We start from the raw sequence: 12,754 nt of genomic DNA, 5'->3' as shown, positions 1-12,754 counted from the left end.
TGCTACAATATAACTATACTACTTATGATTAAGGAGATGCATCTGTGACAATAAAGGAAAAGAAATGTAAGTTTATTCCTGCCCTGTTCATGATTTTGCTGGCTATGGGCACCTCTGTCCTTTTATTCCTGTCAAACCTGCTTCCCCACGCCAATAACCGCTTTGAGGCAGGTCCTGTCACCATGCTCGACACCCACTGGACCATTACCGGAGATGGGCTGACCCGTTCCGGCATTACCCTGCCGGCATCTCTCCCCGCCACCCAGGCTGCTCTGACGAACACGCTTCCCGTCACACTTCCTGAGGACGCTGTTCTTGGAATTCCGACAGCTTTCCAGTCTCTGACGGTAAGCATCGACGGCACCGAGGTTTACAGCCTTCCGGCTGACAGCGCTTTTGGCAGCCTTACCCATCTGGTTTCCATTCCAAAGGGCTCCGAGGGCAGAACCGTCACCCTGACTTTTGAGTCGGTTTACCCCACTGCCAATATGTCTGTGGGGAATATCATCCTTGGCAGCCGCACCGCTGTGCTGTTCGGACAGCTTGACAAAGATACCGGGAGCCTCCTCGTGTCGCTGATCATGCTGATCATCGGGATTCTTCTTCTGGCGGTCTCAGGCTTTCTCGCCGGGCCAAAAACCGGGCGATACCGCTTTGTCTGCCTTGGCACCTTCTCAATTTTGGCCTCTCTTTGGATTCTGACAGATTCCAATTTTTTGCAGTTTCTTCCATTCAACAGCACGATGGGTGTTCTCCTGTCCTTTTACAGCTTTACGCTGATGGGTGCTCCCATCATTCAATTCATCAAGCTGAGCAGCCACAAGCGTTATCACAAAGCCTATGACATCGTCACGCTGCTGATGCTGTCCAATTTTCTGCTCAACCTCTGCGTTTCCATGGTCAGCGTCCTGTATCTGCCCAAACTGCTGATCATCACACACGCTCTGCTCATCAGCGCGATCCTTCTGTTCTTGTGGACCCTTGTGCACAGCTGGGTCAAATGTCACGAAAAGCGATTCAGCACACTGTTTGCCGCCTTTTTTCTGCTGTGTGCCGCAGGCATCATCGACCTGATCCGCTTTTATGACAATCCTGTGGACAATGACAACAGTCTGTTCTTTAAAATCGGACTTTTGGTGTTTATCGGGATTCTCGGCCTCTCAAGCATCAAAGACAGTCTCAACCTTTTCCGGGACGCTGTCCATGTCGAGATTTATAAAAAGTTGGCTTACACTGATCCCACCACCCATCTGGCCAACAGGACCGCCTACGAGCGCGACCTCCAGAATACCCGAAACGCCCTGCCCATTGAGAGCCTGACCATTATTTCCTTTGACCTGAACAACCTGAAGCTCACCAATGATACTCTGGGCCACAGTGTGGGCGACACCCTGATCATCGACAGCGGCGCCTGTATCCACTCCAGCTTTAAAGACTGTGGCGCCTGTTACCGGATCGGCGGCGATGAATTCTGTGTCATTGCTGAAAATCTGGACGCTGCAGTTCTTGAAAACTGCCTTGAGGTATTCGACTCCTCCATTTTGGACTACAATCGGGCACACTCGCCAAAGCTGGATATTGCCCGCGGCTACAGCCAGGGCATGGTCCGCACACCAGAGGATCTCGACGCGCTCATCCGTCGGGCTGATCATGCCATGTACACCTGTAAAGCCCATAGTCATTTATCTGAAATCTAAAAGAGGCGGGGTGCATTTCGCACCCCACCTCTTTATTCTTCCCGGAACGGCTTTCCAAAGGCACAGGGCACGCCCACCAGACACTTGCCGCAGACCTCGCTGCCAGTATCCATGATCACGCCCTCGGCATCGGCCGCGTAGGAATTGCCGAAGTCGTTGTAGACCGCGGCGTTCTCAGAGCAGACGCCAAAGCATTTTTTCCGGTCATAGCCCTCTGTGGTCAGGGCGCCTGAAAAACAGTGGCGTACACATACTCCGCACTTTCCCTCGCGCTTATACAGACAGTTTTCCGTGGTGAGCGGCGCGCCCGGTGTCACATCCAAATTGGTGACCACAGAGCTGAAACGCCCACAGCAGCCTGCATCTGTGATGATCATGTTATTAAGCCCAAAGGTTCCCATTCCGGCGAGCCAGGCCATATGGCGCTGAGACCACCGGCTCATAAGCACCTCCCGGTCAAAGGTTGTGGCCTCTGGCGATACCGCAGCCCGGTATCCTCTGGCCTCCAGCTGCTCAATGAGATGGGCGTTCAGCCTGGTAAACAGCGCGTTGGTATCCTCGTAGGCCCTGGCCCATTCCGGCGACGCGTGCCCATCCCCGATGTTGGACTTGGCTGTTTCCCGCGTGAAGGGCAGAAAATAGCAGACCACGATGGCAGCGTCCTCAAGAACCTTCTGCGGCATGACATGGTTTTTATCCGCCACCACCCGAAGTTCCGGGAGCATCGGGTGCGCCGCGTCGGCGAATCCAACCAGTGGCCTCCCCCACTTTGTCGCACTTGTTTTCTCATATTCCCGGACATAGTTTTCGATTATCGCAGTAACATAAGCCTTCAACCTTACTCCTCCTTACTTTCACAATCATATCACACGTTATCTAAAAAAGTACTCCTCCCGTTAAAAAAGCGCCGGGACATCCGCTCCGGCGCTTTTTCTTTTATTTTCCAGCTTTCAGCCGTCTCACGGCTTCCTCAGCGGTTTCCCATTCGTTATAATACAGGTTTTCATCCTTCATGGTCTCCTGTTTTTCGTGGCCCTTTCCAGCCAGTACCAGCACATCACCCGCTTTTGGCAGGGTAGCGGCATAGTAGATGGCATCCCAGCGACGCAGCACGGTCTCGCAGGCATCGGTTTTTTCCGCCACAGCTGCAGCCACAGTGTCGATAATGGACTGTGGGTCCTCGCTGGCCGGATTGTCTGAGGTCACGATGACATGGTCGGCAAACTCGCCGGCGATCCGGCCCATGATGGGGCGTTTTTCCTTATCGCGGTCCCCATTACAGCCAAAGACCAGATAAACCTTGCCGTCGTACATGGTCTTCACAGATTTCAGCAGGCGTTCCAGAGAGTCCGGTGAGTGGGCATAATCGATGATGATATCAAATTCAGTGTCCAGATCCAGACGCTCCATCCGGCCCTCTACGCCGCTCATGGAAGCCAGGGCTTCCTTGATGACTTCGATGGAAATACCTTCCAGCAGTGCGTTGATAATGGCGGCCATACTATTGTAAACCATGACCTCGCCTGGGATGGAAATAAAAATTTCTTCCTCGCCGTCCTTGGTCACCAGCGTGTAGCGGGTGCCCTCGATGCTGTACTTCATATCTCTTGCGTAAAAATCACATTCTGGGTTCAGCCCGTAGGAGTATACAGCAACACCCTTCTTTTGAGCGCAGCGGTCATACAGCTTTTTACCCCACACATCGTCACAGTTGATGATGTTGGCCTTGGAAGTATAGGTAAACAGCTTGGCCTTAGCTTCAAAATAATTTTCAAAGGTTTTGTGGTAATCCAGGTGGTCCTGGGTCAGGTTGGAAAAAATGCCGTAATCAAAGGCCACACCGTTGACGCGGTCAAGATCCAGCGCGTGAGACGAGACCTCCATCACCAGGTTTTGGCAGCCAGCTTCTACCATTTCCGAGATGATCTCCTGTACCTCCAGCGAATCTGGCGTGGTACGGCCGGCATTGTCGATAATTTCATCCCCGATCTGGTTGTTGATGGTGCCGATCAGGCCGCATTTGCGTCCGTCCTTTTGAAAAATGCTCTTGAGCATATGGGTAATCGTGGTTTTTCCATTGGTGCCAGTCACGCCGGTAATAGAGAGCGCTTCTGACGGATGGCCGTAAAAACGGCTGGACATAGTGCCCAGCATATGGCGGGCGTTTTTTACCTTGACATACATGATATCATCCTGGTATTCATCCAGATCGTGTTCATAGATTACCAGGATGGCGCCCCGGCTGATGGCGTCGCCAATGTATTTGTGTCCATCGGTTTTCAGTCCTCTGATAGCCACAAACATGCTGTTCGGGACTACCTTCTGGGAATTATAGGCAATATGTTCAATATCAATCTCGGGATTATTGTTCCGTACTTCTACAATCTCTGGATCTTCCAAAATACAATTTAGTTTCATGGGTACCTCAATCAATTTGTTCTCTTTTTCGATTAACTTATTAATTATACAGTTCTTCTATGGAATTGTCCAGAAAAAGGCCGTTTTGATACAAAAATAATACACTTAAGTTACATTTGTGCTTTTTTCTCACGCCGCCCAAGCTGACCTTTTTTCACAGATATGTTATAATAAACAGTGACAAAACAACAACGAGGTGAACAAAATTGACAACCCTTTATCTGATTCGTCACGGTACCACCGACGCCAACGCCAATGGTATTTTTCAGGGCGTTCTGGACCTTCCCCTGAACGATCTCGGCCTGAAACAGGCCCGGGCCCTTGGCGAACGTTTTAAAGACATTGACGTTGATGTCTTATACTGCACGCCCCTGCAGCGCACCCGCCAGACCGCCGAGGGCCTCCGGGGTGATAAAGACCTCCCAATCCTGGTGGAGCCGGGGATCGTGGAGGTGGACGGCGGCCTCATGGAGGCCAAGAAGATTTCTGTCATCGACGAGGCGTTTCCCGGACTCATGGAAACATTCAAAACCGACCTCCCCAATTTTCAGGCCCCTGGCGGCGAAAGCACCCGCGACGTTTACGACCGGGTTACCAGCGCACTCACACGCATTGTGGCTGAAAACGCCGGCAAGACCATCGCCTGTATTTCCCACGGTTTCGCTATTCAGACCTTTCTATGGTATGCAAAGGGCCTGCCCTTTGAGGAGATGGAACAGCAGATTCTGCGCAACACTGCGGTGTGCAAATTTATCTTTGACTCGGACAATCAGCTTGAGATCGCGTATATCAATGATGACCGCCACCTGAGCGAGGATCTGAAATGCGAGCAGCCGCCAGAATTCAGAGTCACCAACGAAAAAAGCTGAGGACTGGGTGTGTTTCACACCCTGCCTTCAGCTTTCTTTTATAAGCAGCTCAATCCCCTCGTCCAGGGTTTTTAGCTTAGCGTACAGCCGCTCCTCTGTGACGGCGTCCGCCGGCACCTTATCCGGCACCATCACAGGCTTCATACCTGCCCGCCAGGCCGATTCGATACCTGCCAGAGAGTCCTCAAAGACCATGCAGCATTCCGGCGCTGTCCCCAGCTTCTGAGCTGCCTTCAGGTAAATATCCGGCGCAGGTTTTCCGTTTATGATCTCGTCGCCGCCCACGATCTGGTCGGTAAAATAGTGGCCGATCTCAGCGCGCTCCAGGTACATCTTAATCATCGGGCGCTGTGTGGATGAGGCGATGGTAAACCAATACCCCCGCTCCTTTAAAAAATCCAGCAGCGTGATCAGCCCCGGTTTCAGCGGCACGCCGTTTTCCCGCACATAGTCCTCCATATAATCGAGATGGAGCTTCATAGCCGCACCACAGTCAAAACTGTCCCCGAAATGCTCTTTCCAGTAGGCATTCACCGCCACCGGATTCATGCCGAACAACTCAAAAATCATGGCTTCTGTAATGGGGTAACCCAGAATTTCGCCTGCCTTTACCCAGCTGGGAATGGATATGGTCTCGGTATCAAACATGAGGCCGTCCATATCAAAAATGATTGCTTCTGTCATGCGTTTTCCCTTCCATTGTAAAATATCCTTCCAAACTCCACCATTATAACGTGAACCCGCCGCCAGTTCAATTGCCTGAACGCTTTTCCGGCCTTTAAACCGTTTCAGGTTTTCACCCCCATGACCCGCCTGCTTCCTTTTTGTCCCCACCCACAGTGCCGACAGGTGTTCAGGCCATTATTCTGGCGTTAGGTAAATTCACGATCTCGCCGAAGGCAGACCAGAAAAGAGGTACGGTCTGAAACAGACCGCACCTCTTTAATTATTCGATTCTTCCTTTTTTATAGGCTTTAATGTATCTTTTGCAAAACCGGTCTTTATCAAGAAGCGCCTCCGCCGCAAGTGTGGTTCCAATAAAAGATTTATCCCGGACATCTGCAATAAAAGCGTTAGCGCCATTTTGGATGCACATGGCCGCAAAAGTATCGTTTATCCGCTTTCTTTTCGGTATTCCAAATCCAATATTCGATATCGGTAAAATAATATTGACCTCCGGGTATGCTTCGTGTATCCTCTTTATGGTGTCCAGCGTCACCTTTCCAGCTCCTGTATTGGTGGACAGACTCATGATAATCGGATCAATATAAATATCACAATCTTTGACATTTGCATTTCTGAGTCTCTTGATAATTTTGTCTGCAAAAACAAAGCGCAATTCAGCATTGTCCGGAATCCCGTCTTCCCCATGTGCTAAAGCGATTACGCTGCATTCCTGCTCCGAAATAGCCGGAGCCATTATGTCCAGCTTTTTTCCATCGCAAACCGAGTTAAACATCGGTTTACCGCGATAATTTTCATATGTTTCCATTAATATCTCTGGCTCAGAGCTGTCTAAACAGAGAGGGCACTCCACATTATCCTGAAGCAGTTCAATAAGCCACTTCAAATCATCACGTTCATTGCCAATCCCACCAGTTCCCGCATTAACATCCAGATAATCGGCGCCACATTCTACCTGCGTCGCAGCCAGCTTGAGAATAAAATCGGCGTCATGTTTCAGTATTGCCTGATTTACTGCCGGTATGGTTCCATTAATGGATTCACCTATATACAACATATACTTTATCTCCTATCATGTTTCGCGATATATGTTTCCAATTCTTTGACAATTGATGGATCTCTGTCCGGAGACACATATTGATCTAAAAGCGCTTTCGCTTTGTTTTCTGCACTTTGCGCAGCCTCCAGTTTTCCCTCCTTTTCCCATTTTTCAAAGGTTGTCCGTCTGAATACTTTCGGATTATAAAAATTTTTTTTATAATTCTTCAGCGTATGTTTTTCTGTAAGATAGGTACTTCGAGCTCCTAATTTTTTGATCAGGTCAAGGGCTGTTTTTTCCTCAGTAATCTCCAGCGGCTGCATAATACGAAGAACAGATTCGATGATTTCTGCATCCAAAACTAATTTAGCCTTTGACGCCTGCATCCAGTTCCCCATAAAACCCATGTTGGTAATAAGATGCACGCCACTTCGCACACTGCTGTAAAATCCCATTGCACTCTCCGCTCCTGCCTGAAAATCCATTGCAACCGCATCTGGAGATCCCGGAGCGCCTCTTGACGGAATATTATAATAACGGGCCATCTGTGCCCCGGCTGCTTCAATAATACGCATTTCCGGCGCCGCGGCCGTTGCGCTGCCCTTTTTCATATCACCGACAGAGCCAATACAGCCGTAAAAGACAGGTGCCTTAGGATTGATCAGACTGCTGAATACAATTGCTGCCACATTTTCGCAATTTTGGATTAAGATGGTTCCCTCAACAGTAGCAGGCGCGGATATGCCGCCAATCGGCATGGGCGCAATAATATTTGGAACCCCGTACTCTGCCTGAAACCTGATCGTATCGGTTGCTGCGCTGCTAAGTTCAAGCGGTGATACGGGATTGGATGTGGAATAACCATAATGAATGCCATTTTCAGCATCTTTTTTCATTTTTTCAGGTGTAATGCCGTAAATGATGCAAATCATTTCCAGTGTTTCACGACGAAGCTGATAAATCTTATTATTGTATTTAAAATCAGCCAGTGTAATGTACAAAAACTTTTTCATAGGATCAACATCTGATGGATGAACTGCTGGCCGGTTAAGACCAATAACATCTAAGCATTGTACTAATTTACTGAAGTCATTCACATCTTCCATCGTTGGAGCCCGCCTGATATTGTCGCTTTCACAGATGGTGACCGCACCGCCGGCCGGCGCAAAAATGGACGCCTCTACGCCAAAAGTCTTTGAGTTTCTGGGCTCAATCGCACAAATTCTGAATTCAGACGGCGCATTTTCAAGGGCCGTCTGAATTACTTTTTCATTTAGAAAAACCTTCTCGTTCTCTATTCTGCAACCATTTTTTTTGAAAATATCGCGCGCTTCGTTATCCTCTACCCATATTCCTGTATTGGTTAAAACATCAACAGTATATTCATGTATTTTCTCAACATCATCAATTGACATCGCCTGATAGCGATCATAGTTTATATCCATTTTCTACTCCTTATCCTCTATTCTCTGTTTATTATATTTTCTGAAAATCAAAAGCATTATTACCGCGAAACAGCTCGACACAACCCCCATTCCAAAAATATAGGTATATCCCTTATCTGCCGGAAAGTGGTCCAGCAGCCTTCCTGCTAAAAATGGCACAAACACATCGCCTAGCATTCCGATGGTTGTTGCGAAGCCAATGACCGTCCCTGTCAAATGCCATTCAATGCCCGCTTCGTTTAAGTCCGCAAAATAGAGTCCCCTTAATAACCCAAGAAGAAGAAATATAATGACTGTATTAACGACCAAGAGCCAAAATAATTGACTGTTCCCTGGAATCAAGGCAAAAACACCAACCGATGCTGCCAGCAAGACAGACCCGATCAATAAAATCTTTGAAACACCAAACCGGTCTGCCAGTATACCGCCGCCGATTCCGGCGAGAGGCTTCACCCATTGCTTGGACTGGGAGAGCAATGAACCGATGAGAACGGATGTACCGAATGCATTCGTTGCAAAGGGTGCAATATACTGCGAGATTGCGTGAACCGTATAAATGCCCATAACGATAAACGCAATGAGCCAGGTATTGGGATTTCTAAGACTGCGCAGAAACCCATGAAACACATTAGTCGCCTGATGATCGGCATCTTTTTCATCAAAAACCAAAAGTGTCATCACTGCTACTAAAATAGTCACCGCACCAAAAACAACGATCAAAATTCTAAGTCCAACCCACGCATTGCCGATCTTGGTGAATAAGACGGACGAGGCTGCAAAAATAATGGTTGCTGCCAGGCCCCTTCCGCCTTCCAGACTTCCAAACGCTTTCCCCTGGTTTTTATCTTTTCCAAACTGGCGTGTAAGCTTAAGCAGAGATGCCCAAAAGGTTAATGTGCTGCTGATTCCAACTAAAATGAATATCCACAAAGCGACTTCATAAGGTGGATACAACGCCATAACAAGCGTTAATAAGCCTGTCACAATATAAGAACCTGCCAATAATTTTCTGGCTGAATATTTATCTGCAAGCCAGCCGCCTGGCAGATATGTAACAATTGTCATAATTCCATACCAGCCTGCCAGGTTTCCAATCTGTGTATTGGTGTACCCAAAAACCTCCTGCATCGGAACATAGAAAAGAGACCGCAAATGGATGGGCACAAAATAGATAACGGTTGCACCAACCGAAAGACAAATCAATTGAAGGAACCGTTTCATCTTACCTTCCTTCATGAACAATCCTTTTTTTAAATCAATTGCTTTACAACAGAAACACATTCTGAAGCGTCGTCCGCATAGGCGTCTGCTCCAATTTTATCAGCAAATTCCTGCGTAACTGGAGCGCCGCCAATGAGAACCTTCGTATGAATCTCTTCCATTTTAAACTGGTCAACCACTTTCTGCATGGCTGGCATTGTCGCGCTCAAAAGCGCTGACAAACATAAAACCTGTGGTTTTTCCTTTTTTGTTGCTTCTAAAATTTCTGTTAACGCTACATCAATGCCTAAATCCTGCACTTCAAATCCTGCTCCCTCAAGCATAACAATGCATAGATTTTTACCAATATCATGGATATCGCCTTCGACCGTTGCAAAAAGCACTTTTCCTGTGGACTGTTTTTCTTCTTCACTTAGAAGCGGCTTTATTTTTTTTACGCTTTCTTTCATTGCCAAGGCTGCGGCAAGCATTTCCGGAATAAACAGCTCTTCCTTTTCAAACTCCTGACCTACGATATCCATCCCTGGGATTAAACCATTTTGAAGAATTTCTGCTGCCGGGACTCCTCGATTTAACAAAGTTTCTATTTCGACAACAATCTCTTCATCGTCACCATCCAGAAGTAATTCAACCAACTTCGTATAATCTGCCATTTTCTTTCCTCCTTAAATTCTATCCCTATATTGCGCCGGCAGGTACTGACGGATCAAATCATCCTGCTCTTTGGTAATCTGCGGCATCCTATAGCTCTCAATCCTTTTTAAAACATCTTCATGTGTCGCTTCCAGTACCGACTTGCTGCCATTGTTCTGCCACTGGTTTGCATCTACTTTATTAAAATATTTGGACATTGTGAACTCTTCCTTAAACATCTTCGGTGTTCTGCCATTGAGACAGCTTCCCCTTGGTCCGATTTTTTTAATCATCTCGTAACACAGTTTTTCATCAGAGCAGTCAATTCCTTTTAACATCCGATTAATCAGCATAATAATTTCTTCGTCGACCAGAATTTTTTCAAAGCTGACCAGATTAAAAGAGCCAAGTACCCCAATGGCGTGCAATACCATGTCTGGGTTACAATCCAAGGTTGCCATACCAAGCATTGTAGATTCCGAACCAGCCTGAACGTCAAGCTCTTTAGCATCACTTAAAAGTCCGCCTGTTCTAAAGGGCAGATGATAGTAGTCTGCCAACGCTGCTGTCGCATAAATCATTAACGCCGTTTCCGGTGAACCCAGACTCATCTGAAGAGTGCGCATATCGGTGGAGGTTGAGGTATTCCCATAAACCACAGGGATACCGGGTTTTAACAATTGTGTCAGAACAATTCCTGCCAAAATCTCTGCGTTTGTCATCGCCATAATTGAAGCGACTGATGTAGGACCGCTTAAAATCGGCATTGCTGCTGAGATAATCCAAAGCGGCTGATTCTCTTCGCAGGCTCCAATGATCTTTTCAAGCGGATCGTGATCATAACATAATGGCGAAATCGGATTAATAGAAGAAATCTTAACATACGCTTCGTCCAGCCCTTCAAAACGTTTGACTAATTTTAATCCCTTCTGGAAAGATTCGCGGACTTTATCCTTTTCCCTGATCGGAAATGTATTAATTTTTGTATGGATCGACGGCTTGTTGGAATATTTCAAAACGAAAGCAACCGGTCCATAAATTCTTTCATCCAAGGTCTGATTCTGCTCATCCAGAAAAATGTTTACATGCCCGCAGGAAATAACCGGACTGGTGTCGTAGAGCTTAAACTGATTAATATTGTCTTCGTTTGTCATTGAGCGTATGCTCTCTCCATCCTGAATATAGACATTACCTCCAGCCGGTAAAAACACTTTGCTGCCATTACCAATATGAACGTCGCCCTTTCCCGAACGTATCGTAAACTCCGAGGGAACCGTCTGCATGGCCGCTTCAAAAAGTTTATGATCAATATAAACAATATCGCCATCTATTCTGGCGCCATGTTCTTTAAATACCTCTAAAATAGATTCATCCTCAAATTTAACCCCAACATTTTCAAGAATATCCATTGATATCTTATGAATTTTCTCGACATTTTCTTTTTTGATATATTTTTCATATGGTTTCATTCTGCTGCATTTTCCTCTACTTTCTGATGTCCAAGCTTTTCAAGCTTAATCGCGTCAATTGTTTTCGCATTACGTTTTTTAAATACTTGAAGTAATACGAAAGATATTACACAAAAGAGCGCTCCGATCCCAAACATCATGCGATATCCGAGTCCTCCTGGGTAAGCGTCCAATAATCTGCCTGAGATCACCGGAATAAAAACATCCGCCGTAAATCCAATGGTTGAAGCAAAACCGATAACGGTCCCTGTCAATCTTAACGGGATACCCGCTTCGTTCATATTCGCAAAATATAAGCCCCTTAAACCTGCAACGATGGTAAACATAATTAAGGTATTGATGATCAAAAGAATCAGCAAACTCGGATTTCCAGGCACAAGTGCAAAGACGCCCGTTGATATTACTAATAATACAACGCCAATAGAAAGCATATTGGTAATCCCAATTTTGTCGGCAAAAAATCCTCCGATAAAGCCCCCAACAGGCTTCATCCACTGTTTTGACAGCGATAGAATCGATCCAAATACAACGGTTGCGGCAAATACCTCATTTGCAAAGGGGGCGATATATTGTGATACAGAATGGACTGTATATATCCCCAAAACAATGAAAGAAATCAACCATACATTTGGATTTTTTGCACACTCCACAATGCCAGCAAAGGGATTCTCTCCTGTTTTTTTCTCTTCTTTAATTTCATCAAAAACAATTAATGTAAAAATCCCTGTCAAAATATTTAGAATTCCAAAAATCGAAATAATAATCATCATCGATGTTGGATTTCCGCCCATCATCCCATAAATCAGGGTAGCCCCCATGAGAATCACCGTCGCAGCTAGACCACGTCCGCCTTCCAATCCTCCGAAAGCCTTTCCCTGTCCATCATTTTTCCCAAAATCACGCGTGATTTTAAGCAAAGCTGCCCAAAAGGTCAGCGTTGTTGTCACACCACACAATGCAAAAATAACCATCATCATTGAATAACCTGGCTTTAGAAGCAGGAAAAACGTCAGTATTCCCGTCCCAAAATAAGAAAGAGCCAACATTTTTCTGGGTGAAAACTTGTCTGCAAGCCAACCGCCGGGCAAATATGTAAAAATAGTCATCGTACCGTACAGCCCAGCCAAATCACCGATCTGCGTATTTGTCAGCGAAAAAACTTCCTGCATCGGCACATAAAATGTCGCTCTTAAATGTACCGGAATAAAATAAATAACTGTTGCACCTACACATAAACATAATAATTGAATAAATCTTTTTACCCTTATACTCATTTTTT

At 46.4% G+C, this 12,754-nt stretch carries 11 protein-coding genes; 2 read left to right on the top strand and 9 right to left on the bottom strand.

What is annotated here, in order from left to right; all coding sequences use genetic code 11:
- The first annotated feature begins 44 nt into the window (after positions 1-44).
- A complete protein-coding gene (locus tag BUC22_RS07485; RefSeq protein WP_013378830.1) occupies positions 45-1,697 on the top strand; it encodes a GGDEF domain-containing protein in 1,653 nt (550 codons plus the stop codon).
- Between the two features lie 32 nt (positions 1,698-1,729).
- Here BUC22_RS07485 and BUC22_RS07480 read toward each other — a convergent pair whose 3' ends face one another.
- Both BUC22_RS07480 and BUC22_RS07475 read right to left on the bottom strand, forming a co-directional pair.
- Positions 1,730-2,533 carry a hypothetical protein gene (locus BUC22_RS07480; RefSeq protein ID WP_013378829.1) on the bottom strand — a complete coding sequence of 268 codons (804 nt, stop codon included), beginning with the start codon at positions 2,531-2,533 and terminating at the stop codon, positions 1,730-1,732.
- A 100-nt stretch (positions 2,534-2,633) separates the two neighbouring features.
- Entirely contained in the window at positions 2,634-4,115 is a 1,482-nt protein-coding gene (locus BUC22_RS07475; protein WP_041690009.1) for a UDP-N-acetylmuramoyl-L-alanyl-D-glutamate--2,6-diaminopimelate ligase, read from the bottom strand.
- A gap of 206 nt (positions 4,116-4,321) precedes the next feature.
- Here BUC22_RS07475 and BUC22_RS07470 point away from each other — a divergent pair, with 206 nt between their 5' ends.
- Positions 4,322-4,984, top strand: a complete 663-nt coding sequence (locus tag BUC22_RS07470; RefSeq protein WP_013378827.1) for a histidine phosphatase family protein — start codon at positions 4,322-4,324, stop codon at positions 4,982-4,984.
- A 27-nt stretch (positions 4,985-5,011) separates the two neighbouring features.
- Here the strand turns inward: BUC22_RS07470 and BUC22_RS07465 are convergent, their stop codons facing one another.
- The 7 genes from BUC22_RS07465 to BUC22_RS07435 form a co-directional block, all read right to left on the bottom strand.
- On the bottom strand, positions 5,012-5,668 hold the full coding sequence (locus BUC22_RS07465; RefSeq protein ID WP_041689805.1) for an HAD family hydrolase: 657 nt from the start codon (positions 5,666-5,668) through the stop codon (positions 5,012-5,014).
- Between the two features lie 262 nt (positions 5,669-5,930).
- Positions 5,931-6,725, bottom strand: a complete 795-nt coding sequence (locus BUC22_RS07460) for a dihydropteroate synthase (protein ID WP_013378825.1) — start codon at positions 6,723-6,725, stop codon at positions 5,931-5,933.
- Between the two features lie 5 nt (positions 6,726-6,730).
- On the bottom strand, positions 6,731-8,152 hold the full coding sequence (locus tag BUC22_RS07455) for a trimethylamine methyltransferase family protein (protein WP_013378824.1): 1,422 nt from the start codon (positions 8,150-8,152) through the stop codon (positions 6,731-6,733).
- Positions 8,153-8,155: 3 nt separating this feature from the next.
- Positions 8,156-9,388, bottom strand: coding sequence for an MFS transporter (locus BUC22_RS07450; protein WP_123876023.1), 1,233 nt, complete (start codon positions 9,386-9,388; stop codon positions 8,156-8,158).
- 14 nt (positions 9,389-9,402) lie between these two features.
- Positions 9,403-10,026, bottom strand: coding sequence for a corrinoid protein (locus tag BUC22_RS07445; protein WP_013378822.1), 624 nt, complete (start codon positions 10,024-10,026; stop codon positions 9,403-9,405).
- Positions 10,027-10,038: 12 nt separating this feature from the next.
- Positions 10,039-11,475, bottom strand: coding sequence for a trimethylamine methyltransferase family protein (locus BUC22_RS07440; RefSeq protein ID WP_013378821.1), 1,437 nt, complete (start codon positions 11,473-11,475; stop codon positions 10,039-10,041).
- Positions 11,472-12,749, bottom strand: coding sequence for an MFS transporter (locus BUC22_RS07435; protein WP_013378820.1), 1,278 nt, complete (start codon positions 12,747-12,749; stop codon positions 11,472-11,474). Before BUC22_RS07435 ends, BUC22_RS07440 begins: the two co-directional genes overlap by 4 nt.
- Positions 12,750-12,754 lie beyond the last annotated feature (5 nt).

Source organism: Eubacterium callanderi (assembly GCF_900142645.1).
GTDB lineage: Bacteria > Bacillota > Clostridia > Eubacteriales > Eubacteriaceae > Eubacterium > Eubacterium callanderi.
The sequence above is the reverse complement of the archived record's forward strand: the minus strand, read 5'-3'. Positions and strand labels throughout refer to the sequence as shown.